A 24,635-nucleotide genomic window follows, 5' to 3' on the forward strand; every position below is an offset into this window, starting at 1 on the left:
GGCCTGCCTGGGGGGAGGAACGGGTCATGAGAGTCAGCGTTTTCGGGCTCGGCTACGTGGGCTGCGTGTCGGCAGCGTGCCTGGCCGGCATGGGGCACGAGGTCATCGGGGTGGACGTGAACCAGGTGAAGGTCGACCTGGTCAACGACGGAAAGGCACCGGTGGTCGAGGAGCGGATCGGCGAGCTCATCGCCGACGTCGTGCGGACCGGAGCGTTACGCGCCACCGCCGACGTCCGCGAGGCGATCATGGGCAGCGAGGTGTCGCTGGTCTGCGTGGGCACGCCGTCGGAGCCCAACGGCAGCCTGTGCACCACGTACTTGGAGCGGGTCACCGAGGAGATCGGCGCCGCGTTGGCGGAGCGGGGTGGGCGGCACACCGTCGTGTTCCGCAGCACCATGCTCCCGGGCACGTGCCTGAACCTGCTGGTACCGATCCTGGAGAAGTACGTCGGCGGCACGGCCGGGGTGGACATCGGGGTCGCGGTCAACCCGGAGTTCCTGCGCGAGGGCACAAGCGTGCGGGACTTCTTCGACCCGCCCAAGACCGTCATCGGCGAGCTCGACCCGGCAAGCGGCGATGCGGTGATGGCGCTGTACGACGGCTTGCCCGGCGAGGTCTTCCGGGTGCCGGTCCCGACGGCCGAGGCGATCAAGTACGCGGACAACGCGTTCCACGGCCTCAAGATCGGCTTCGCGAACGAGCTGGGCGCGGTGTGCCAGGCGCTCGGGGTGGACTCGCACCAGGTGATGGACGTGTTCCTGGCCGACCGCAAGCTGAACATCAGCCCCGCCTACCTGCGGCCCGGCTTCGCCTTCGGTGGCTCCTGCCTGCCCAAGGATCTGCGCAGCCTGGTCCACGCGGCGCAGCGGGCCGACGTCTCGGTGCCCATCCTCGCCCACGTGCTGCCCTCCAACTCCGACCATCTGCAGCGCGCGGTGGAGCTGGTCGAGCGCACCGGCAAACGCCGGGTGGGGATGTTCGGGCTGTCCTTCAAACCCGGCACCGACGACCTGCGCGAGAGCCCGCTCGTCGAGCTGGCGGAGAGGCTCTTCGGCAAGGGCTACGACCTGCGGATCCACGACGCCAACGTGAGCCTCTCCCGGCTGATCGGCGCGAACCGCGAGTACATCGAGACCCGGCTGCCGCACCTCGCGCAGCTGCTCGCCGATTCCGTCGACGAGGTGCTCGAGCACGCTGAGGTGTGCCTGGTCGGGACCAGGGATCCGGCCGTGCTGTCGGCGCTGCCCCATGGCGAAGGACCGGTGATTGTCGATCTCGTCCATCTTCCCGACGCCGAGGCGCGCCGGACCGAACCGGGGTACATGGGCCTTGCTTGGTAACGCAACCAGCGGCGACGGGTCGAACCGGCGCGCGCTGATCCTGGTGGAGAACCTGTCGGTGCCGTTCGACCGGCGGGTGTGGCAGGAGTGCACGACGCTGCGCGACGCGGGCTGGGAGGTGCACGTCATCTGTCCCCGGGGAGAAAAGCGGGACACGGAGCCGGAGGCGGAGATCGACGGGGTGCGGATCCACCGCTACCCGTTGCGCGCGGCCACCGGAGGACCGGCCGGCTACCTGCGGGAGTACGGATCGGCGCTGTGGCATACGGCCCGGCTGGCCCGCAAGGTCGGCCCGGTCGACGTGGTCCACGCCTGCAACCCGCCCGACCTGCTGTTCCTGCCGGCGCTGTGGCTGAAGCGGCGCGGCGCGCGGTTCGTCTTCGACCAGCACGACCTGGTACCCGAGCTGTACCTCTCCCGGTTCGACCGCGGCAAGGATCTGCTCTACCGCGCCGTGTGCGCGCTGGAACGGCTGACCTACCGGGCCGCGGACGTCGTGCTCGCCACGAACGAGAGCTATCGGGAGGTCGCGCTGCGCCGTGGCGGCCGGCGGCCGGAGGACGTCTTCGTGGTGCGCAGCGCGCCCGCGGTAGACCGGTTCCAACCGGTGCCGCCCGAGCCGGAGTTGAAGCGCGGCAAGCCTCATCTGCTGTGCTACCTCGGCGTCATGGGTCCTCAGGACGGCGTCGACTACGCCTTGCGGGCCCTCGCGAAGCTGCGCGACGAGTTCGGGCGGACCGACTGGCATGCGGTGTTCGTCGGCGCCGGCGACGCCTTCGACGCGATGGTGGAGCTGTCCCGGCGGCTCGGGCTCTCCGACCAGGTGCAGTTCACCGGGCGCATTCCGGACGCCGACCTGGTGCGCTACCTGTCCACCGCGGACGTATGCCTCTCCCCCGACCCGCGCAATCCGCTCAACGACGTGTCGACCATGAACAAGGTCCTGGAGTACATGGCGATGGGCCGGCCGATCGTCTCGTTCGACCTGAAGGAGGCGCGCGTCTCCGCCGGTGACGCCGCCGTCTACGCGCCCGCCAACGACGAGGCCGGATTCGCCGAGCTCATCGCGCTGCTCCTTGACGATCCGGAGAAGCGGGCCCGGATGGGCAAGATCGGCCAGGAGCGGATCGGCGGGCCGCTTTCCTGGCGGAACTCGCAAGCGTCGCTGCTCGCCGCCTACGCCGCTGCCTGCCGTGACCGGACTCCGGTGTCGGCGGACGACCGGGTCCGCACAGGGAAGGGGCAGCGCCGTTGAGCGAGGACACGATACGCCTGGTCACGATCGGGCGGATTTTCCGTCGGCGGTGGCGGCTTCTCGCCGCCCTCGCCCTGGTGGGCGCGCTCGTCGGCTACGGCGCCTCGGTGGTGTTTCCGCCGCGGTACACGACCTCGGCATCGGTGTTGCTGCCGGGGCAGTGGGAAGAGCGCGAGCTGCTGACTCAGGTGGACATCGCGACCAGTTCGACGGTGGTCGACCGCGCGGCCGCCACGCTCGACTGGCCGGGCGTCAGCGGCGCCGAGCTGCGGGATCAAGTGACCGCCGAGGCCGCCGACGGGAACATCATCAAGATTTCGGGTACGGCCGACACCCCGGAGCGCGCGCAGCGGCTCTCCGACCAGGCGGCCCAGCAATTCGTCACCTTCGCCGCGCGGATCGCGGGCGGCGGCACCGACCCCGGAGCGGTGACGGGGGCCGAGGCGCTGCGGAAGAAGGTGGAGGAGACCGACCGCCGCATCACCGACCTGGCCGATGCGGCCGATCCGGGGCAGTCCGTGGAGAGCGTGCAGGCCCGCACCGAGCTCGAGAAACTGCGCACCGCGCTGCAGGAGGCCATGAAGAAGCTGGACGAGGCCGACCCGGCGTCGAACAAGGCCAACATGGTCGTCATGGGGCCGGCGGCCCGGCCGACGGGCGAGGCGCCGCCGACGAGGATGCAGCTCATCGTCGCCGGGGCGCTGCTGTTCTTCCTGGTCGCGGTCATCGGCCATCTCGTCGCTGCACGGGTGAACCGCCGACTGCGCACCGAACCGGAGATCGCCGCGGCGCTGGGCTCGGCGCTCCTCGGCACCGTCGACGTACCCGGTGAAGGGCCCGCGCACCGGCCGGAAGGCGGTGGCTCACGGGCCCGGATCCGCCGACTCCTCGGCGTCGACACGCCGTGGGACATACCGACCCCGCAGAGGTCCGTCGACGAGGCCGGCAGGCAGATCCGCTACCGGCGCGTGTGCGCTCGCCTCCGGGACCAGCTGCCGGCCCCCCGGCGGCTGCTGGTTGTCGTACCGGACGGCGACGAGATCGCCCGCCGGGCCGCCGGGCAGCTCGTCGCCGAGGCCGAGGGCGATCCGCTGCTGCGCGTGGTGGAGGTTTCGATGGACCGGCCGATGGTGCCGGACCGCGACACCGAGTCCGGTGCCCTGGTCGTGCTCAGCGGGGGCAGCTGGACCGCAGAGGAGCTCGCCGGCATCGCCGAGGCGTGTGCGGACGGCAGACATGAGGTCGTCGGCATCGTCGTCGCCGAGACGGTCCGGGCCCGCCCGACACGGCCCGCCGCCCGTCCTCCGGGCAACCCCGCTCCGGCGCTCGCGGTTCGCGGCCACGCGACGGGAGGTTCAGTGTGACGACGAGCAGGATTTCGGAGTCGTCGGCAGCCGCTCCACTCCTTGACCTGCAGGCGCTGGTGGTGGCGGTGCGCAGGCGCCGCCGCCTCTGGTGCGCCATGGCGCTGCTGGGACTGCTGGTCGGCGCGGCGGTGGCGGTCCTGATGCCGCCGCCGCCGAGCGCGGTGACCAAGGTGCTGGTCGCGCATCGGGAGGACCAGCCGAACGACACCGGAACGCTCATCCGCACCGACGTCGAGCTGCTGGGGACCACGCGGATCGCCGACCAGGCCCTGCAGGCCCTCAAGTCCCCGGAAAAGCCTGAAGACTTCATGCAGGACTACCGGGGCACCGGCTTGACCAACAACCTGCTGCAGATCGATGTGACCGGTGACAGCGACGCGCAAGCGGTGGCCCGGGCCAAGGCGCTGGCCGATGCGTTCGTCGCGGACCATGTGCGGCGGATGCGGGAAACCGCGGAGGCCGAGGCCAAGGCCCTGCTCGACCAGCGTGAACGCATGCGCGACGAGCTCGCCGAGGTCAACGAGGAGATCGGAGACCGATCGCCGGAGAGCGACCCGAAAGCGTCGGCGAGCATCGAGTCGCTCTTCGCCCGCCGGGCCGAACTCACCTCGCGGATCGCCGATTTCGGCCAGCGCGCCGAGGAGGCGCGCGTCGGCACGCCCAAGGTCATCGCCGGCACGCAGATCGTGGACGCACCGCGCGCGGTGCGGCACTCCCTGCCCAAGGCCGCCGTCACCAACGCCGCGATCGGGCTCGCCCTCGGGCTCGTCCTCGGGCTCGCGCTGGCCGCGGTCGGCGCGGTGGTGGCGGACCGCCCCGTACTGCGCCGGGAGATCGCCGCGAACCTGGGCGCCTCGGTCATCGCGGAGCTGCCCCGCCGGTCGGGCCGGTTGTGGCAGCGCCGACGGAGCCGGGCGGCACGCGAACGGCTCACCGTGTCCCTGACCCGCGCCTTGCGCGGCTCCGCGGAACCGGTGTCGCTGCTGGAACTGGGCTGTGCGCGCAGCGCGAGCGTGATCGCCCTGGACGTCGCCAGGGCAGTGGCGGCGGACGAGCCAGTGGCCGTCATCGACGGTCTGCCCGGCCCGCACCTCGCCAAGCGCCGCCCGAAGCCAGGAGACCCGACCGTGGTCAGGGGCGAGGGAGTCGCGGCCGTATCGCCGCAGCAGCGCCGGCTCGGCGTCGGCTCGGTGGCGCCCGGCACGGCGTGGACCGACCTCCAGTACCTCGGCACCCGGACCGTGCTCGTCGTGCGTGCCGGGCACGGCAGCGCCGCCTGGCTGCACACCGTGGCGCGGCAGCTCGCGGACCAGCGCATTCCGGTGATCGGTGTGGTGCTGATCGACCCCGATCCGCGTGACCGGACCGACGGCACGCTGTGGGACGGGCTGCACACCGCGCTGCGCGGCCGGAGCGAGCGACTGCCCCGGCACAACGGGACGGAGCGGCCGTCATGGGCCGTACGAGTCCCTGACAACGACCAGGAGAAGCGGTAGGACATGTGTGGCATCGCAGGTACTTACCGATGGCCGGACGGGAAGCTGGTGACCGACCGGCTCACCGAAACCCTCGCCCACCGCGGTCCGGACGGGGCGGGCCGGTACGGCCACCCCGTCGGTGACGGCGAAGTGCAGCTCGGACACCGCCGGCTCGCCATCATCGACCTGTCCGAGACCGGCGCCCAGCCGATGGTCTCGGACGGCCTCGCCCTCACCTACAACGGCGAGCTGTACAACGCGCCCGCGCTGCGTGCCGAGCTGGCCGCTTCCGGGGTGCGCTTCCGCGGTACCTCCGACACCGAGGTGCTGCTGGAGGCCTGGCGGCGCTGGGGCACCGACTGCCTGCCCCGCTTGCGCGGCATGTTCGCGTTCGCGGTCTTCGACGAGCGCACCGGTGAACTGGTGCTGGCCCGCGACCAGTTGGGCATCAAGCCGCTGTTCCTGCTCCGGCGCGGCGAGGGTCTGGTGTTCGCCTCCGAGCTCAAGGCGCTCGCCGCCGCGACCGGCGGGTCGCTCGAGGTGGACCCGGCGGCGCTGGTGGCCTCGCTCCTCTACTACTGGGTGCCGGACTCGCGCTGCGCGTTCCGTGAGGCGGAGAAGCTGCCACCGGGGAGCTGGCTGCGCTGCCGGCCCGACGGCCGGGTGGAGCGCGGCCGGTACTGGAACCTCCGGGACGTCGCCCACGAGGCCCGCGACAGTGAGCCACCGGACCTCGCCGCCGTCGTCGAGGAGTCGACCCGGCGCCACCTGCTCTCCGACGTACCCGTGGCGACCTTCCTCTCCGGCGGCCTCGACTCCAGCTACCTGACCGCGCTGGCAGCCCGCCACCAACCCGGGATCTCCGCCTACACGATCGGGTTCCGCGCCGAGGACGCCAAGTTCGAGGCCATGCCGGACGACCTGCGCTACGCCCGGCAGGTGGCCGAGCGGTTCGGCGTCGACCTGCACGAGATCGAGATCGCCCCGAACGTGCTCGACCTGCTGCCGCAGATGACGTACCACCTGGACGAGCCGATCGGTGACCCCGCCGCGATCAACACGTTCCTGATCTGCTCGGCCGCCCGGGAGGCCGGGGTCAAGGTGATGCTCTCGGGGATGGGCGCCGACGAACTGTTCGCGGGGTACCGCAAGCACCTGGCCAACCTGCTCGCGCTGCGCTACCAGCGCGTCCCGCGACCCCTGCGGCGCGGCCTGTCGAGGGCCGTGGACCGGCTGCCGGTCGCCACGTCCCGCCGGGGGTACCGGTCGGTGCGCTTCGCGAAGCGGTTCCTCTCCTTCGCCGATCTGCCGGAGGAGACCGCGTTCCGGCGCAGCTACACCATGTACGACCAGGACGAACTCCTCGCTCTCATCGACCCGGACCTGGCCGGGACGGTCGACGACGTGCTGACCGAGCACGCGGACGTCTACCGAGACAACGACCTCGACGACTTCGTCAACCGTATGTGCCTGGGCGACGCCCGGATGTTCCTGCCGGGCCTGAACCTCACGTACACGGACCGCTCCAGCATGGCCGCGTCGACCGAGGTGCGGGTGCCGTACGTGGACGTCGAGGTGGTCAAGGCGGCGTTCGCCGTGCCCGGCGATCGCAAGATCGTCGGACGGCAGGGCAAGGCCGTACTCAAGGAGGCGGCCGGCTCGGTCCTGCCCCGGGAGATCGTCTACCGGCCCAAGGGCCTGTTCAGCGCCCCGCTGCGCGCCTGGATGAGCCGGGATCTGGCACCGCTGGTGCGCGAGGTGATCAATGACGGCGAGCTCGTCCGTTCCGGGTTCCTGCGCCGCGACGCGCTGCAGCGGCTCGTCGCCGAGGACGCCGCCGGGCAGCGGGACTTCTCCAAGCATCTGTGGCATGTGCTGACCCTCGAGTACTGGTATCGCGACGCGACCTCTGGGTCCGGCCAGAGCACTCGGTCAACGGCTTAGGAAATCAGAGGAGTTCGGGTGAAGCAGGTTGTGCAGAACTACAAGAGCGGCGAGCTGGCGGTGCTCGACGTTCCGGTGCCGGGGTGCAAGCCGGGCGGTGTGCTGGTCCGCAGCGCCTACTCGCTGATATCCACCGGGACCGAGCTCATGAAGGTGTCCGAGGCCGGCATGTCGATGCTGGGCAAGGCCCGCTCCCGCCCGGACCAGGTGGCCAAGGTCATGCAGAGCGTGGCCACCAACGGGGTGCCCGCCACCTACCGCAAGGTGATGGGCAAGCTGGACTCCTACACGCCGCTGGGCTACTCGCTGTGCGGGGTGGTCGAGCAGGTCGGCGCCGGGATCGACGATGTGAAGGTCGGCGACCTGGTGGCCTGTGCCGGCAACGAGCACGCGTTGCACGCCGAGCTGAACTGGGTGCCGAAGAACCTCTGCACTCCGGTGCCGGACGGCCTCGCGCCGCGGCACGCGGCCTTCGGCACCGTCGGGTCGATCGCGCTGCAGGGCGTCCGCCAGGGCGAGTCACAGCTCGGCGAGGTGGCACTGGTCATCGGCCTCGGACTGATCGGACAGCTGGTGGTGCAGCTCCTCGCCGCCTCCGGAGTCCGCGTCGTCGGCGTCGACCCCGACCCGGTGCGCTGCGAGCTCGCCGAGCGCCTGGGCGCCGCGGCCTGCGGCGATCCCACGTCCGCGGCCGTGGAAACCGCCGTCGCCGAACTCACCGGCGGTCACGGCGTGGACCAGGTGTACCTGGCAGCCGGCGGCGGCAGCAATCAGCCCGTCGAGCTGGCCGCCCGGCTCTGCCGGGACCGCGGCCGGGTCGTCGACATCGGCAAGTGCCGCCTGGACCTGCCGTGGAACGCGTACTACGAGAAAGAGCTCGACGTCCGGTTCTCCCGCAGTTACGGCCCCGGGCGCTACGACCCGGAGTACGAGCTCGAGGGCCGCGACTACCCGATCGGCTACGTGCGCTGGACCGAGCGCCGCAACCTGGCGTGCTTCCTCGATCTCCTCGCCCGCGGCCGCGTCGACGTGGAGCCCCTGGTCTCCCACATCGCCGACTTCGACGACGCCGTCGAGACGTACCAGAGCCTGAAGAACGGCGACCTGAAGGCCGTGGCCGTGCTGTTCAAGTACCCCGAGCAGACGGTCGAGGCGGAGGCCCCCGCGGTCGCCGTGCCCGCGGTGAACGTGAAGCCGAGTCCGGCCCGCGCCGCCAAGACGCCGGTGCGCCTTGCGTTCGTCGGCGCGGGCAACTACGCGACGTCGATGCTGCTGCCGCACCTGGCACAGCGCGACGGCGTCGAGTTGTCGACCGTCGTCACCACGACGGCTCTGTCCGCGGCCAACGCGCAGCGGAAGTTCGGCTTCGCCGAGGCGACCACCGACCTCGACGCCGTGCTCGGCGACAAGTCCATCGACGCGGTGTTCGTGGTCACCCGGCACAGCTCGCACGCCGAACTGACCCGAAAGGCCCTGCTGGCCGGCAAGACCGTGTTCGTGGAGAAGCCCCTGGCCCTCACCGAGGACGAGCTGGCCGACGTGCTGGCGGCAGTGGAGGAGTCCGGCAACGACCGGCTGCAGGTGGGCTTCAACCGCCGGTTCGCGCCCCTGCTGCAGGAGGCCAGGCAGCGGTTCGGCGCCCGTACCGGCCCGGCGAGCCTCCGCTACCTGGTCAACGCGGGCCGACTGCAGCACGGCAGCTGGTACCTCCAACAGGGCAGCGAGGGCTCGCGGTTCGTGGGCGAGGGCGGGCACTTCATCGACACGGCGAGCTGGCTGCTGGGGGCCGACCCGGTCTCGGTGTACGCGGTCGGCACGTCCGGCAACGAGGACCTCCAGGTCGTGCTGCGCTACCCGGACGGGTCCACCGCCACCATCAGTTACGTCACCACCGGCGCGCCCGGCTTCCCCAAGGAGACGCTGGACCTGGTCGCGGACGGCAAGGTGCTGAAGCTCGACGACTTCGTCCGTGCATCGGTGTACGGCCGCAAGCGGTGGGTCAGTTCGCGGCTGCCCAAGGCCCGGGACAAGGGCCAGAACGCCGAGCTGGCCGCGTTCGTCAAGGCCGTGCGGACCGGCGGGCCGATGCCGGTGCCGCTTCAGTCGCTGGTCGCCACCACGGCGGCCACCCTCGCCGTGCAGGCCGGCCTGGCCGCCGGTGCCCCGGTGACGTTGGCGGGGGCGCGATGACCATGAGCGCGGGCTGGTACCTGCGGCGGCTGTCCCGGATGGGACCGCAGGAGGTCGCGGGCCGGGTGGGCGACGCGGTGCGCAGGCGGCGGTGGCGGTCGGCGCGGCCGGACTGCCCGAGCGTGACCGGCGCACGGTTCACCGCGGTACTGCCCGCCGGGACGGTCGCCGCGATACCCCCGGACGCCGCGAAGCGTCTCGTCGCCGAGGCGGACCGGCTGATGTACGGGCACGCCGAGTTCTTCGGGGTGGTCCGCGACGACCTGACCGACCCGGACTGGTGGTACGACCCGAAGACCGGGCGCCGGGCTCCGTTCGGCTACGCCTTCGACGTGCCGTACCGCAACGAGGACGCGGTCGGGGACATCAAGCAGATCTGGGAGCCGTCCCGGCATCAGTACCTGACCGTGCTCGCCGCCGCCTACGCGATCACCGGGAACGAGCGGTACGCCGAGCGCGTGGCCGAGCATCTGCGGTCGTGGTGGGCGGCCAACCCACCGCTGCGCGGCGTCCATTGGATCAGCGGCATCGAGCTGGGCATCCGACTGCTGTCCTGGGTGTGGATCCGCCGGCTGCTCGACGGCTGGCCGGGCGCGGCCGGGCTGTTCGAGGGCAACCCGGTGGCGCTGAACCAGATCTGGCACCACCAGCGCTGGCTTGCCGCCTTCCCCAGCCGGGGGTCTTCGGCGAACAACCACGTCATCGCCGAGGCCGCCGGGCAGTTGGCAGCGGCCTGCGCGTTCGGGTGGTTCCCCTCCTCGGCGCGTTGGCGAGCCGACGCACTGCGGTCGCTGGAGCGGCACCTGCGAAGCAATACCTTCGACTCCGGTCTCAACCGCGAGCTGGCCACCGAGTATCACGGCCTTGTGCTGGAACTCGGCCTGGCCGCGGTGGCCGAGGCGGATGCCGCCGACGTGCCGGTGCCCGCGTCGATCCGGCTGGTGCTGCTGCGGATGACCGACGCGCTCGCGGCCATCGTGGACAGCCGGTTACGGCCGCCGCGCCAGGGCGACGCGGACGACGGGCACGGTCTGGTCGTGGACGGCGCGGGCACCGATCGCTGGGCGTCGCTGCTGGCCACCGGAGACGCCGTGTTCGGCCGGCTCGCCTGGTGGCCGGCGGTGACCGGCACCGATGTGCGCACCCCGCTGCTGGCCGCGCTCATCCGGCCGTACGCGAAAGACGGAACCGCACCGGCCGTGACCCGCCCGGCAAGCCGACCGGCTCATTTCGCCGACGCGGGGCTCACCATCCTGCGCGGTCCGGAAGAGATCTGGTGCCGCTGCGACGGTGGTCCGCACGGCTTCCTGTCCATCGCCGCGCACGCCCACGCGGACGCGCTGTCCGTGGAGGTCCGGCACGACGGGGTCGACGTGCTCGCCGACCCGGGGACGTACTGCTACCACGGGCAGCCCGAGTGGCGGCAGTACTTCCGGTCGACCCTCGGCCACAACACCCTGCGGCTGGACGGCGGTGACCAGTCCGTCTCCGGCGGCCCGTTCCTGTGGACCCGGCATGCCATGAGCCGCGTCCTGGCCGCGGACACCTCCGACGAGGGTGTGGCCCGCTGGTGTGCCGAGCACCACGGTTACCAGCGTTCCGTGCACCGCCGCCGGGTGGAGCTGACGGCCGTGAGCCAGGAGCTGCGGGTGGTCGACGAGGTGCGCGGTCCGAACCGGGCCGTGCAGCTGGCGTTCCACCTCGGCCCGGCGATCGTCGCGGACCTGGTGGGGAACCGGGCCGTGCTCACCTGGACCCGGGACGGCGAGGGGCGCTCCGCGGTGCTCGACCTGCCCGGGCAGCTGAGCTGGCGGGCGCATCGCGGCGAGAGCGACCCGCCGCTGGGCTGGTACTCCGCCGGATTCGGGCGCAAGGAACCCACCACCACGCTGGTCGGCACCGGCTTCGCCGACGGCGCGGAGGGCTTCACCACCATGCTCAGGTTCCGCGGCTAGGGGGGCGCGTGGGGATCAAGAGCAAGAGGCGGCACTGGGCGTGGGCGGCGGCACCGCCGGCGCTGGCCCTGCTGGCGGCGACCGGCTGTGACAGCACGTCGGACGCCGGGGCGAAGCCGACCGCTGCGCCGTCGTCCACGCCGCCCGTGGCCCGGGTGTGCGCCAAGCCCGCGGCCGGGCCGGCGAAGGCGCCGGCGGGCGCGGTGACCGTCGACCCCGCGGTGGTCGGCGACCTGGCAGCGAAGACCAAGAACAGCCCCCCGAACACCACGTTCTGGCTTCGACCGGGCAAGCACCGGCTCGACCCGGACCGCTACGCCCAGGTCATCCCCAAGGAGGGGAACCGCTACCTCGGTGCGCCAGGCGCGGTGCTCGACGGCCGGAAGAAGAACCAGTACGCGTTCGGCGGCAGTGCCCCCAACGTCACCATTCGTCACCTGACCGTGCAGCGTTTCGTCGCGCCGCCGGACGAGGGCGTGGTCAACCATGACTCGGCCGACGGGTGGGTGATCGAGCACGCGACGATCCAGGACAACTCCGGTGCCGGGCTGATGGCCGGTGCCCGCCAGCGGGTCCGCGCCAGCTGTCTGCGCGGCAACGGCCAGTACGGCATGAACGCGTACAAGGCCGGCGGCCGTATCAGCGGCCTGGTGGTCGAGGGCAACGAGATCGTGGGCAACAACACCGACGACTGGGAGCGGCGGCGGGAGGGCTGCGGCTGCACCGGAGGCATCAAGTTCTGGGCCGTCGACGGCGCCGACGTACGCGGCAACTGGGTGCACGACAACCGCGGAACAGGGTTGTGGGCGGACACCAACAACAACGACTTCCGCATCGAGAACAACGTGCTCGAAGCCAACGACGGTGCCGCCCTGATCTACGAGACCAGCTACAACGCGGTTGTCCGGAACAACATGATCCGGCAGAACAACTGGGTCGAGGGCCGCAGGGAAGCCGACCGCGGCGACAACTTCCCGTACGCGACGGTCTACCTGTCCGAGTCCGGCGGCGAACCACGGATCAAAGCCCGCACCGACAAGATCGAGATCTACCGGAACGTGCTGGAGAACAACTGGTCCGGGATCACCCTGTGGGAGAACGCCGACCGGTTCTGCAACAGCCCGGCCAACACCTCCTCCGGTGACTGCACGTTGCTGGTGCGGGACACCGACCGCTGCGCGAGGCCGGCCATCGCCAAGCCACCGCTCTACGCCGACTGCCGGTGGAAGACCCAGCGGGTGGACATCCACGACAACCGCTTCGTGCTGGACAAGTCCGTCGTCAAGTGCACGGACAAGTGCGACCGCATGGCGGTGCTGGCCAACTACGGCACCTATCCGGACTGGTCGCCGTACCACGGCGAGCGGGTGGCCGAGGCGATCACCCGCAAGCAGCACAACCGCTGGCACGACAACGTCTACCTCGGGCCATGGAAGTTCGTCGCCCAGGACCCGAGCCGGGTGCTCGGCTTCGGGAAGTGGCAGGGCACTCCGTACCAGCAGGACGCGGGCAGCACCTTCCGTGCACGGGCCGGTGGTTGACATGGGCGGAGACCTGCGGCGCGGTGGGCGGCCGGGCGGACCGGACACGGCGGGCACGCGGCCCGATGCCGAACCGCGCCCTGCCGGCACACCGAAGATCGTCGGGATCGTCTGGGGGTTGCTGGTCCTCAACACGCTCGGCTCCGCCGGGGCGAAGACCATCATCCCGCTGCCCCGCTCCCTCATCCAGATGGTCACCATGGGCGCGCTGGCCGCCGCGTTCGCGCTGGCGCTCGCCGTCAATCTCCGGCTGCGCATCCGAGCCAGCGCCTTCGTGTTCCTGCTGACCCTGCTGCTGGTGCCGAGCGTGATCTCCAGCGTGAACCTGGAGTCCGGGTTCGGCGCGCTGTTCCGCTGCGCCCGGCTGGCTCTCTTCGTCGGCACGCTGTGGCTGCTCAGCCGCTGGTGGGACGGCGGCCTGACGTTCGTCCGGCACCACATCCGGATGTACTTCGCGGTGCTCGGATCGGTGGCCGCCGGCCTGGTCATCTCACCGGGCGCGGCCATGCCCGAGCTCTACGGCGGACGCCTTGTCGGCGCGTTGTGGCCGCTCACCCCGCCGCAGATCGGACAGTACGCCGCGGTGATCATCGGGCTCACCGTGCTGCTCGTACTGGGCCGCCGGACCGACAGGGCCGGCGCGGCGGTGGTCATCGTGCCGTCACTCGTCCTGCTCGCGCTGACCCATACCCGGACGGCCACGCTCGGCCTGCTCATCGGGCTGACGTTGGCGATCGGTTCGCTCATCCTGACCAGCGCCGCCGCCCGCCGGTTCTTCACCTGGGCGGTGCTGTGCGCCGCGGTGGCCGCGGTGGGGTTCGGCTCCGCTCTCCAGGCATGGTTCCTGCGCGGACAGAGCAAGGAGTACTTCACCAGCCTCACCGGTCGGGCCAAGGTCTGGGACGCCCTGCTGGCAGCGCCCCGGACGACCGCGGAGAAGGTGTTCGGCATGGGCCTGGGCGACAAGTCGTTCGGCGGGCTGCCGATCGACAACAGCTGGCTGGCTGTTTACCACGAACAGGGTCTGATCGGCGTCGCCTTGGTGGCGGCGATCATCATCGTGCTGGGCGGCGTCGCGTTGCTGCGGCCACCGTCGCTGTCGAGGGCCTGCGCGATCTTCCTGATCAGTTACTGCGCGATCGCGTCGTACACCGAGGCCGGGCTGGGCGACGCCTCGCCGTATCTGCTGCATCTGGCCGTGGCCGCCTCGCTGCTGGCGGCACCTGCCGCGGCCGGTCCTCTCGCAACGCCCGAAGTCCTCGACGACACATCCCGCGCTGGGCGGAGATCGGAGGTGACCTGAGCATGCACGTCCTCGTGGTGCACAACCGCTACGCCTCGGCGCAGCCGAGCGGGGAGAACAAGGTCGTCGACCAGGAGGTGGCGCTGCTGCGCGCGGCCGGCCACCGGGTCGAGGTGTTCGAGCGGCGCAGCGACGACATTGCCGCCCGGTCCCTGCTGGGCAAGGCCGCGGTGCCGCTCCTTGTGCCGTGGAACCCGGCGGTCCGCGCGGAGCTCGCCGCCCGGCTGCGCACCGAGCGGCCGGACGTGGTCCACGTCCACAACGTCTTCCCGCTCCTGTCGCCCGCGGTGCTGGCCGCCTGCGCCGACGCCGACGTGCCCGCCGTCGCCACGCTGCACAACTACACCCAGGTCTGCCCGCCCGGCACGCTGCAGCGGGACGGCCGACCGTGCACCGAGTGCGTCGGATCGGCGGCGCCGCTGCCCGCCGTCCGGCACGGCTGCTACCGGAACTCCCGCCTTGCGACGGTGCCGCTCGCGGTCAGCCTGTCGGTCAACCGGCGGCGGTGGTGGTCCGGCGTGGAGCGGTTCTTCTGCATCTCCGTGGCGCAGCGCGACGTCCTGGTGCGGGCCGGCATGCCGGCCGAGCGACTGGCGGTGAAGCCCAACTTCGTGCCCGACCCGGGTACTTGTCGAACTGGCGTCGGCGAGCATCTGCTCTATCTCGGCCGGCTGGCGGAGGCCAAGGGCGTGCGGCTGCTCATGGCCGCGTGGGACGAGGTCGCAGCGGACGGCGGTGTGGGCGTGCCGCTCGTGATCGCCGGCGCGGGGCCACTTGAGCGCGAGGTGACCGCCTGGGCGGCGGGCCGGGACGACGTGCGCTACGTCGGTCTGTACGACCCGGCCCAGTGCCGGGAGGCCGTCGCGCGGGCGGTCGCCGTGGTGGCTCCCTCGACGTGGCTGGAGGCGTTCGGCCTGGTGGTCGTGGAGGCGATGGCGGCGGGGGTCCCGGTCGTCGCCGCCGGCCACGGCGCCTTCGTCGAGCTCGTCGAGGACGGGGTCACCGGGCTGCTGCACCAGCCGGGCGAGCCCGCCTCGCTCGCGTCCTGCATACGCCGGATCGCGGCCGAGCCGGCCCGCAACCAGGAGATGGGCCAGGCGGCCAGGCGCCGTTACGAGAAGGACTTCAGCCCGGTCGTCGGGCTGGAACGCCTGGTGGAGGAGTACCGCACCGCGATCGCGGGTCGGTCAGCACTGGCTCGCGGCGGGGACACCCGCGCGAGCAGGGGGGATGGGGACAGTAGATGACACGATGCCGACTCTGCGGCTCGGAAGCGATGACGAGCGTCGTCGATCTCGGGGCGACGCCACCGTGTGAGAGCTTTCTCGCCGCGGACCAACTGGACAAGCCGGAGCCGACGTACCCGCTGCACCTACGGGTCTGCACCGACTGCCGGCTCGCGCAGATTCCTCCGCTGATCACGCCGGAGGAGACGTTCAGCGAGTACGCGTACTTCTCCTCCTACTCGACCTCCTGGGTGGAGCACGCGCGCACGTTCGTCGCCGACGCCGTACAGCGGCTGGATCTCGGCCCCGACGCCTTCGTGGTCGAGGTCGCGAGCAACGACGGGTACCTGCTGAGGCACGTGGTGGACCGCGGGATCCGCTGCCTCGGCATCGAGCCGTCGGTGAACGTCGGCGCCGCGGCGCGGAAGGCGGGTGTGCCCACGCTCACGGAGTTCCTGGACCCGGCCACCGGCGCCGCCGTCCGCGAAGAGCACGGTCCGGCAAACCTGGTCGTGGCCAACAACGTGTACGCACACATCCCCGACGTGGTCGGGTTCACCCAGGGGCTGCGCGCCCTGGTCGCCGACGACGGCTGGGTCTCCATCGAGGTGCAGCACCTGCTGACCCTGATCGAGGAGAACCAGTACGACACGATCTACCACGAGCATTTCCAGTACTACACGGTCGCGTCCGCGACCCGGGCGCTGGCGAGCGGCGGACTCGCGCTCGTGGACGTCGAGCTGCTGCCCACGCACGGTGGCTCCATCCGGCTGTGGGCCCGGCCGGTCGAGGTGGCCGGCGAGCCGAGCCGGCGGGTGGCCGATGTGCTGGCCCGGGAGAAGGCCGCCGGGCTGCAGGAGCTGTCCGGGTACACCGAGTTCTCAGCCCGGGTGGCCAAGGTGCGCCGTGACCTGCTGCGGTTCCTCATCGAGGCGGCCGAGCGCGGCGAGACGGTCGTCGGCTACGGCGCCCCGGGCAAGGGCAACACCCTCCTCAACCACTGCGGCATCCGGCCCGACCTGCTCCCGTACACGGTCGACCGCAACCCCTACAAGCACGGCAGGTTCACCCCGGGCACCCGCATCCCGATCCTGCCGCCCGAGCAGATAGCCGTCGACAGACCGGACTACGTCCTCGTCCTCCCGTGGAACCTGCGGGTCGAGCTGGTCGAGCAGCTGTCCTTCGTACACGACTGGGGCGGTCGCCTTGTCTTTCCCATCCCGGAACTGAGCATTGTCGAGGTCGCGTCTTGAAAGGGCACAGCATGAAGGTCGTTCTGTTCTGCGGCGGTTACGGGATGCGGATGCGCAGCGGAGCCGCCGACGACGTGCCCAAGCCGATGGCGATGGTCGGGCCGAGGCCGCTGATCTGGCATGTCATGCGCTACTACGCGCACTTCGGGCACACGGAGTTCATCCTGTGCCTCGGCTACGGGGCCCACCACATCAAGGACTTCTTCCTCAACTACGAGGAGACGACGTCCAACGACTTCGTACTGCGAGGCGGGCGGACCGAGCTGCTGTCCACCGACATCTCGGACTGGACGATCACGTTCGCGCAGACCGGCATCGAGTCACCGATCGGGGAGCGGTTGCGCCGGGTGCGGCACCACCTGGACGGCGACGAGATGTTCCTCGCCAACTACGCCGACGTGCTCACCGACGCCCCGCTGCCGGAGATGATCGACCGGTTCGCGCAGCGCGACGCGGGTGCGTCGATGATGGTGGTGCCGCCGCAGTCGTCGTTCCACTGCGTGGAGTTGGGCGAGGACGGCCTGGTGGGTGGCATCACCGCGGTGAGCGAACTGCCGCTGTGGGAGAACGGCGGCTATTTCGTGCTCCGCCAGGAGGTCTTCGACCACATCCCGGAGAACGGGGACCTGGTCGCGGACGGATGCGCCCAACTGGCCAAGCGGGGCCGCCTTGTGGCGCACCAGCACCGCGGCTTCTGGAAGCCGACCGACACCGTGAAGGAGCGGGCCGCGCTCGACGCCGCCTACGCCCGGGGCGACCGCCCGTGGGCCGTGTGGGAACGGGACGGCGCGGGGGCGAACGCCGGGGTGAGGACCGCGTGATCCGGCTCGGCGCCGGGCGCCTGGACCGGATCGTCGCGGTGGGCGCGCACTGCGACGACATCGCCATCGGCGCCGGCGGCACGCTGCTGACGCTGTGCCACGCGCGGCCGGGTCTCCGTATCGACGCACTGGTGCTCTCCGGCGGCGGCAGCGAACGCGAGCAGGAGGAGCGGGCCGCGCTCACCGCCTTCTGCCCGGACGCCGATCTGCGGCTGACCGTGCTCAAACTGCCGGACGGCCGGATGCCCGTGCACTGGGACGAGGCCAAGGCCACGGTCGAGGAACTGCGCGAGCGGACCGACCCGGATCTGATCCTCGCCCCGCGCACCGACGACGCGCACCAGGACCACCGCGGCCTGGCGAAGCTGATACCCACCGCCTTCCGCGACCACCTCGTGCTCGGCTACGAGATCGTCAAGTGGGACGGCGATCTCGGCCGTCCGGCGGCGTACCAGCCGCTGTCGCCGGAGATCGCCGAACAGAAGGTGCGGCTGCTGCAGGAGCACTACCCCTCGCAGCGGCACCGGCCCTGGTACGACCGGGAGGCCTTCCTCGGCCTTGCGCGGATCCGCGGCATCGAATGCCACGCGCGCTACGCCGAGGCGTTCGCCGTCACCAAACTCACGCTCAACCTGGGGGGTTGAACCTTGCGCGTACTACTGACCGGACACCAGGGCTATCTGGGCACCGTGATGGCCCCGGTCCTTGCCGCCGCCGGGCACGAGGTCGTCGGGCTTGACGCCGGCCTGTTCGCCGACTGCGTGCTGGGCCCGTCGCCCGCTGACCCGCCAGGACAGCGGGTGGACCTGCGCGACGTCACGGCCGAACACGTGGCCGGGGTGGACGCCGTGATCCACCTGGCCGCCCTGTCCAACGACCCGCTGGGATCGCTGGCGCCGGAGCTCACCTACGACATCAACCACCACGCGTCCGTACGCCTTGCCCAGTTGGCCCGCGACGCCGGAGTGCGGCGCTTCCTGTACGCGTCGACCTGCTCGGTCTACGGCGCCGCCGGCGGCGACGACCTGGTGGCCGAGGACGCCCCCCTGCGCCCGGTGACGCCGTACGCGGAGTCCAAGGTGCGGGTGGAGGACGACCTGCACGCGCTGTCCGACGGCGACTTCAGCCCGGTGTTCATGCGCAACGCCACCGCCTTCGGCTACTCGCCCCGGCTGCGCGCCGACATCGTGCTGAACAACCTGGTGGGCCACGCGCTGCTGTCCGGCGAGGTGCTGGTGCTCTCCGACGGCACCCCCTGGCGCCCGCTGGTGCACGCCGCCGACATCGCACGGGCCTTCGCGGCCGCGCTGACCGCGCCGCGGGAAGCGGTGCACGACCGGGCGTTCAACATCGGCAGCGAGATCAACAACGTCACGGTCGCCGAGATCGCCGGGCAGGTCGCCGAGGCGGTGTCCGGCGCGAAGGTGGTGATCACCGGGGAGACGGGCGCCGATCCGCGCTCCTACCGGGTGGACTTCTCCCGATTCCGCGCCGCGGTGCCCGGCTTCGACTGCGAGTGGACGGTGAAGCAGGGCGCGCTCGAACTCGCCGACGCCTACCGCGAACACGGGCTGACCCGGGAGGACTTCGAGCGACGCTTCACCCGGCTTGCCGTGCTGCGCGCGGCGTCCGACGCCGGCACCGTCGACGACACCCTGCGGTGGCGCCGGTGACCGTGCCCGGCGAAGAGATGTACGCCCTGGTGGAGCGGCTGTACCCGCTGTGCCGGAGCATCACCGGCGACGGTGTGCGCGCCACCCTGGAGATCGTCGGCGAGTACGTCCCGCTGCAGGTGCACGAGGTGCCGACCGGGACGCAAGTGCTCGACTGGACGGTGCCGCAGGAGTGGAACATCCGGGACGCGTACATCGCCGACACCGCCGGCAACCGGGTCGTCGACTTCGCCGCGTCCAGCCTGCACGTGCTCGGCTACAGCGTGCCGGTGTCGGCGAGCATGCCGCTGGCCGAGCTTCGCGCGCACCTGCACACCCTGCCGGACCACCCGAACTGGGTGCCGTACCGCACCAGTTACTACAAGCCGGAATGGGGATTCTGCCTGGCCCAGGAGACTCTGGACGCGCTGCCGGACGGCGAGTACGAGGTGCGCATCGACTCCACGCTCACCGATGGCCACCTCACCTACGCCGAGCACGTGGTCCCCGGGCAGGTCCCCGACGAAGTGATCGTCTCCTGCCACGTCTGCCACCCGTCGCTGGCCAACGACAACCTGGCAGGCATCGCGGTGGCGACCTTCCTGGCCCGAGCGCTGGCGGAGCAAACGCCGTACTACACCTACCGGTTCATCTTCGCGCCCGGCACCATCGGGGCGATCACCTGGCTGGCCCGCAATGTGGAGCGGGTGGAGCGGGTCAAGCACGGGCTTGTGCTCGCCTGCGCCGGCGACCCGGGTCAACTGACGTACAAGCAGAGCAGACGCGGCGACGCGGAGATCGACCGGGTGATGCGGCACGTGCTGGCCGCCTCCGAACGCCCTCACCGCGTCGTCGAGTTCACTCCGTACGGCTACGACGAGCGGCAGTTCTGCTCGCCGGGATTCAACCTGGGCGTGGGCTCGCTCAGCCGGACCCCGTACGCGGGCTACCCCGAGTACCACACCTCGGCGGACAACCTGGACTTCGTCTCCCCGGAGGCGATGGCGGACACGCTCGCCGTGTGCCGCGAGGCATTCGCCGTCCTCGACCGCAACCGCACGTACGTCAACCTCAGCCCCTACGGCGAACCACAGCTGGGCCGGCGCGGGCTGTACGACGCACTCGGCGGCCGCAGCGACACCAAGCAGGCCCAGATGGCCATGCTCTGGGTGCTCAGTCTCTCCGACGGCGAGCACAGTCTGCTGGATGTCGCCGAGCGGTCCGGGCTGCCGTTCGACACCGTCGCCGCCGCGGCCGGCGCCCTGCACGGCGCCGGGCTGATCAAGGCATGACGCGGATGGCCACCGAGAGGGAGAAGACGACGGCACAGGCCGGTTCCGCCCGGCGGGCCATCGCCGGCCGGCTGTCCTGGGGGCTCGCCGACCAGGCGGCCTCCAGCATCAGCAACTTCGTGGTGGGTATCTACGTGGCCCGCTCGCTGGGGTTGACCGCGTTCGGCGTGTTCAGCCTGGCCTGGGTGACCTACGGCGTGGTGCTCAGTGTCTCCCGCGGGCTGGCCACCGATCCGCTCGTGGTGCGCTTCAGCGGCGTGTCGGACGCCTCCTGGCGCGGGGCGGTGGCCCGGTCGTCGGGTACCGCGCTCGGCGTCGGTGCCGCCGTCGGCGCGGCGTGTCTGGTGGTCGGGCCGGCTCTCGGCGGCGGCGTGGGGCCCGCGTTCGTCTGCCTCGGCGTCATGCTGCCGGGGCTGCTGCTGCAGGACGCCTGGCGGTACTCGTTCTTCGCCGCCGGCGCCGGGCGGAAGGCGTTCGTCAACGACCTCGTGTGGGGCGTCGCGCTCGTCCCGGCCATGGTGGTGGCGGCGCGCGTGGGCAGCGTGGCCGCGTATCTGCTCGCCTGGGGCGGGTCCGCCGCGGTGGCCGCGGTGTACGGCTGCTTCCAGTCCGGGATCCGGCCCCACATGGGCGGAGTGCGCGAGTGGGTTCGCGAGCACCGCGACCTCGGCTACCGGTACCTGGTCGAGAACACCAGCGTCAGCGGCGCGAGCCAGCTGCGGGCGTACGGGCTCGGCGCGATCGTCGGGGTCAGCGCGGTGGGTGTGGTCCGGGGCGCCGAGTTGCTGCTCGGCCCGTTCCTCGCCGTGCTGATGGGCCTTTCGCTGGTCACCGTCGCGGAGGCGGCACGGGTGCTGCGGCGGGCCCCGCACCGGCTGGGCAAGTTCTGCCTTCTGCTGGGCGGCGGACAGGCCGTCGCCGCGCTGCTCTGGGGCGGGGCGCTGCTGCTGATGCCGGACCAGCTGGGCGAGTTCGTGCTCGGCGACGTCTGGCACGGCGCCTCTGATCTCATCGTGCCGGCCACGCTCGGCGTCGCGGGCGCCGGCCTCGGCACCGGCGCGGCGGCCGGGCTGCGCGCGCTCGGCGCGGCCCGGCGCAGCCTGCGCTCCCAGCTGTTCGCCTCCGCCTGCTATGTCGGCGGCGGGCTCGGCGGGGCGGCCGTGGGCGGCACGGTCGGCTCGGCCTGGGGCGTCGCCGCCGCGACCGTCTGCGGCTCGGCCGTGTGGTGGCTGCACCTGCGGTCCGCCCTCGCGAGCGCCACCACGATTCCATCCCCGAAGTGAGGACTCCATGACCGCCCATCCCCGGCTGAGCATCGGCCTGCCCGTCTACAACGGCGAGGAGTACCTCGCCGAGGCGCTCGACGCTCTGCTCGGCCAGACCTACGAGGACTTCGAGCTGGTCATCTCCGACAACGCCTCGACCGACGGGACCCAGGACATCTGCCGCCGGTACGCCGCGCAGGACTCGCGCATCCGGTACCTCCGGCTGCCCCGGAACATCGGCGCCGCGCCGAACCACAATTACGTGTTCACCGAGTGCCGCGGCGAGCTGTTCAAGTGGGCCTCGCACGACGACCTGTACGCCCGGGACCTGCTCCTGCGCTGCGTTGAGGCGCTGGACGAGCGGCCGGACGTCATCCTCGCGCACAGCAGCCAGGCGGTCATCGACGGCGACGGCCAGGTGAAGGTCCCGTACGAGTACGGACTCGCCACCGACTCGCCGCACGCGCCGGAGCGCTTCCGCAGTCTGCTGTTCGAGCCCGGTGGCGACGACTTCTACGGGGTGATGCGGGCCGACGTGCTGCGCCGGGTGAAGCCGCACGACAGCTACCACCACGCGGACCGCACGTTCGTCGCCGAGATCACCCTGCACGGTCCCTTCCACCAGGTGCCGGAGCTGCTGTACTTCCGCCGCGACCACCCCACCCGAGCCGAGCGGGCGAACCCGTCCAAGCGCTCCCGGTGCGTCAACCTGGACCCGCGCCGAGCAGGCCCGCTGCACCCGACACCCCGGCTGCTCACCGAGTACGTCTGGGGCTTCGTCGCGGCCATCCGGCGGGCGCCGTTGTCCCCGGCCGACCGGCGCGCGTGCTACCGCCACCTGGCCGCATGGATGACCAGCCGGATCCGGCCGGGCGCCGGCGAGCGGGTCGAGGACCGCGCCCCGGTCGACCCGGACCGGTTCACTGTCTCCGTCGACGCCCTCGTCGCCGGCCGTGAGGGGAGGCAGGCATGACATCCGCGGACGAAACTCCGGTGCGTGTCGGGGTGTTCGGCCTGCTCGGCTCCGGCAACCTCGGCAACGACGGGTCGCTCGAGGCCGTGCTCGGGTACCTCCGCGCCGAGCACCCGGAGGCGGTCGTGGACGCGCTGTGCGGCGGACCCGAGGTCGTCGCGGCCCGGTACGGGATCCCCGCGACGCGGCTGCACTGGTACCGCGGGGAGTACCGGACCGCGTCGCGTGCGGGCGCGATCGTGGCCAAAGGTCTGGGCAAACTCGTCGACGCTGTCCGCACCGCTGCCTGGGTGCGCCGGCACGACGTGGTGATCGTGCCGGGCATGGGCGTGCTGGAGGCCACGCTGCCGCTGCGGCCGTGGGGCTTCCCGTACTCGCTGTTCCTGCTCTGCGCGAGTGGCCGGCTGCTTCGCACCCGGGTCGCGCTGGTCGGCGTCGGCGCCGCCCCGATAGGCAACCGGCCGACCCGAACCCTGGTGCGCTGGTCGGCGCGGCTGGCCGCGTACCGGTCGTACCGGGACACCCTGTCCCGCGACGCGATGCGGGCGATGGGCGTGGACACCGCGCGCGACGAGGTCTACCCGGACCTCGCATTCGCCCTGCCGACGCTGCCGGCGAGCACGTCCTCGGGCCCGCCGGGCCAAGTCTGCGTCGGCGTCATGGACTTCCACGGCGGCAACGACGACCGCGCCCGGGCCGAGGAGATCCACCGGCGCTACCTCGACGGGACGACCCGCTTCGTCCGGGCGCTGGTCGAGGAGGGCAGGCCGGTCCGGCTGCTCACCGGCGACGCGTGCGATGCGCCGGTGGTCGCCGCGATCCTCGACGCGGTGGACTCGCCGCTGGTCACCGCCGCCGGGGCGGCCTCGCTGGCCGACCTGATGAAGGAGATGGCGGCTGCCGACACCGTGGTGGCGACCCGCTACCACAACCTGATCTGCGCGCTGAAGGTCGGCACGCCGACGCTCGCCCTCAGCTACGCGGCGAAGAGCGACGCACTCATGGCGCAGATGGGCCTCGCCGCGTACTGCCATCCGGCTCGCGAGGTCGACGCCGACCGGCTGCTCGAGCAGTTCCGGTCGCTGGAGAAGCGATCGCCGGAGCTGCGGCAGACCCTCACCGAGCGGAACCAGGTCGCCTCCCGGCAACTCGAGCACCAATTCACCGCCTTGACCGCAGCCCTGTTCCCGGCGACCGACCACGCCCACGCCCGGCAGGAGACTCCATGAAAGTGACCGAAGTCCCGGCGGTCGCCGGCGCGTTCCTCTTCGAGCCGACGCCCTACGCCGACGAACGCGGCTTCTTCTGCCGCACCTTCGACGCCGACGTGGTCCGCTCGGTGGGCCTCGACCCGGACGCCTTCGTTCAGGACAGCCTGTCCCGCTCGGTCCGGGGCGTGCTGCGCGGCCTGCACCTGCGCTCCGGCGCCGGCGAGGCCAAGCTGGTGCGGTGCTCGTACGGGAGCATCTTCGACGTCGTCGTGGACCTGCGGAGGGACTCGCCGACCTACCGCAACGTGGCCTTCTTCGAGCTGTCCGGCGAAACGCAGGTGACCCTGTACATCCCGGCGGGGTGCGCGCACGGTTTCCAGGCGCTGACCGAAATCGCCGACACCTCGTACCGGATCGACCGCCCACACGATCCGGCCGAGGACGTGACGATCGCCTTCGACGACCCGGAGCTCGCCATTCCCTGGCCGCTGCCGGTCACATCGATGTCCCAGCGGGACCGGGAGGCGCCGAGCCTCGCCGAGGTCCTGAAGCACCAGGAAGGATGA

At 71.6% G+C, this 24,635-nt stretch carries 17 protein-coding genes and 2 pseudogenes; all 19 read left to right on the forward strand.

Annotated features, from left to right (window positions below):
• Positions 1-26 precede the first annotated feature (26 nt).
• Entirely contained in the window at positions 27-1,343 is a 1,317-nt protein-coding gene (locus tag ACFV7R_RS30145) for a nucleotide sugar dehydrogenase (protein WP_385269035.1), read from the forward strand.
• A complete protein-coding gene (locus ACFV7R_RS30150) occupies positions 1,333-2,598 on the forward strand; it encodes a glycosyltransferase family 4 protein (RefSeq protein WP_385269037.1) in 1,266 nt (421 codons plus the stop codon). Before ACFV7R_RS30145 ends, ACFV7R_RS30150 begins: the two co-directional genes overlap by 11 nt.
• On the forward strand, positions 2,595-3,962 hold the full coding sequence (locus tag ACFV7R_RS30155) for a Wzz/FepE/Etk N-terminal domain-containing protein (protein ID WP_385269039.1): 1,368 nt from the start codon (positions 2,595-2,597) through the stop codon (positions 3,960-3,962). Before ACFV7R_RS30150 ends, ACFV7R_RS30155 begins: the two co-directional genes overlap by 4 nt.
• Positions 3,959-5,461: a Wzz/FepE/Etk N-terminal domain-containing protein gene (locus ACFV7R_RS30160; RefSeq protein ID WP_385269041.1), complete on the forward strand. Its 1,503-nt coding sequence runs from the start codon at positions 3,959-3,961 to the stop codon at positions 5,459-5,461. The genes ACFV7R_RS30155 and ACFV7R_RS30160 overlap by 4 nt, the downstream gene beginning before the upstream one ends.
• A 3-nt stretch (positions 5,462-5,464) precedes the next feature.
• The gene (asnB, locus tag ACFV7R_RS30165; RefSeq protein WP_385269043.1) at positions 5,465-7,387 is read left to right on the forward strand and encodes an asparagine synthase (glutamine-hydrolyzing); all 1,923 of its coding nucleotides are present in this window, start codon (positions 5,465-5,467) and stop codon (positions 7,385-7,387) included.
• 18 nt (positions 7,388-7,405) lie between these two features.
• Positions 7,406-9,577: a bi-domain-containing oxidoreductase gene (locus tag ACFV7R_RS30170; RefSeq protein WP_385269045.1), complete on the forward strand. Its 2,172-nt coding sequence runs from the start codon at positions 7,406-7,408 to the stop codon at positions 9,575-9,577.
• Positions 9,574-11,532, forward strand: a complete 1,959-nt coding sequence (locus ACFV7R_RS30175; protein WP_385269047.1) for an alginate lyase family protein — start codon at positions 9,574-9,576, stop codon at positions 11,530-11,532. The genes ACFV7R_RS30170 and ACFV7R_RS30175 overlap by 4 nt, the downstream gene beginning before the upstream one ends.
• A 14-nt stretch (positions 11,533-11,546) precedes the next feature.
• Entirely contained in the window at positions 11,547-13,073 is a 1,527-nt protein-coding gene (locus tag ACFV7R_RS30180; protein WP_385269178.1) for a right-handed parallel beta-helix repeat-containing protein, read from the forward strand.
• A 1-nt stretch (position 13,074) separates the two neighbouring features.
• Positions 13,075-14,357: pseudogene (locus ACFV7R_RS30185) on the forward strand (O-antigen ligase domain-containing protein); the annotation flags it as partial.
• A gap of 21 nt (positions 14,358-14,378) precedes the next feature.
• Positions 14,379-15,623, forward strand: a complete 1,245-nt coding sequence (locus tag ACFV7R_RS30190; protein WP_385269180.1) for a glycosyltransferase — start codon at positions 14,379-14,381, stop codon at positions 15,621-15,623.
• Positions 15,620-16,855: a class I SAM-dependent methyltransferase gene (locus ACFV7R_RS30195; RefSeq protein ID WP_385269049.1), complete on the forward strand. Its 1,236-nt coding sequence runs from the start codon at positions 15,620-15,622 to the stop codon at positions 16,853-16,855. Before ACFV7R_RS30190 ends, ACFV7R_RS30195 begins: the two co-directional genes overlap by 4 nt.
• A gap of 11 nt (positions 16,856-16,866) precedes the next feature.
• A complete protein-coding gene (locus ACFV7R_RS30200) occupies positions 16,867-17,676 on the forward strand; it encodes a glucose-1-phosphate cytidylyltransferase (protein ID WP_385269051.1) in 810 nt (269 codons plus the stop codon).
• Positions 17,673-18,320, forward strand: a complete 648-nt coding sequence (locus ACFV7R_RS30205) for a PIG-L deacetylase family protein (RefSeq protein WP_385269053.1) — start codon at positions 17,673-17,675, stop codon at positions 18,318-18,320. Before ACFV7R_RS30200 ends, ACFV7R_RS30205 begins: the two co-directional genes overlap by 4 nt.
• Positions 18,321-18,323: 3 nt before the next feature.
• A complete protein-coding gene (locus ACFV7R_RS30210) occupies positions 18,324-19,349 on the forward strand; it encodes an NAD-dependent epimerase/dehydratase family protein (RefSeq protein ID WP_385269055.1) in 1,026 nt (341 codons plus the stop codon).
• On the forward strand, positions 19,337-20,620 hold the full coding sequence (locus tag ACFV7R_RS30215) for a DUF4910 domain-containing protein (protein ID WP_385269057.1): 1,284 nt from the start codon (positions 19,337-19,339) through the stop codon (positions 20,618-20,620). The genes ACFV7R_RS30210 and ACFV7R_RS30215 overlap by 13 nt, the downstream gene beginning before the upstream one ends.
• A pseudogene (locus ACFV7R_RS30220) lies at positions 20,617-21,914 on the forward strand (hypothetical protein). The gene ACFV7R_RS30215 and the pseudogene ACFV7R_RS30220 overlap by 4 nt, the downstream one beginning before the upstream one ends.
• Positions 21,911-22,858, forward strand: coding sequence for a glycosyltransferase family 2 protein (locus ACFV7R_RS30225; RefSeq protein WP_385269059.1), 948 nt, complete (start codon positions 21,911-21,913; stop codon positions 22,856-22,858). Before ACFV7R_RS30220 ends, ACFV7R_RS30225 begins: the two are co-directional and overlap by 4 nt.
• Positions 22,855-24,087 carry a polysaccharide pyruvyl transferase family protein gene (locus ACFV7R_RS30230; RefSeq protein WP_385269061.1) on the forward strand — a complete coding sequence of 411 codons (1,233 nt, stop codon included), beginning with the start codon at positions 22,855-22,857 and terminating at the stop codon, positions 24,085-24,087. Before ACFV7R_RS30225 ends, ACFV7R_RS30230 begins: the two co-directional genes overlap by 4 nt.
• Positions 24,084-24,635, forward strand: coding sequence for a dTDP-4-dehydrorhamnose 3,5-epimerase (rfbC, locus tag ACFV7R_RS30235; RefSeq protein ID WP_385269063.1), 552 nt, complete (start codon positions 24,084-24,086; stop codon positions 24,633-24,635). The genes ACFV7R_RS30230 and rfbC overlap by 4 nt, the downstream gene beginning before the upstream one ends.

Source organism: Streptomyces sp. NPDC059866 (genome assembly GCF_042731325.1).
In the GTDB taxonomy this organism is placed as follows: domain Bacteria; phylum Actinomycetota; class Actinomycetes; order Streptomycetales; family Streptomycetaceae; genus Streptomyces; species Streptomyces flavusporus.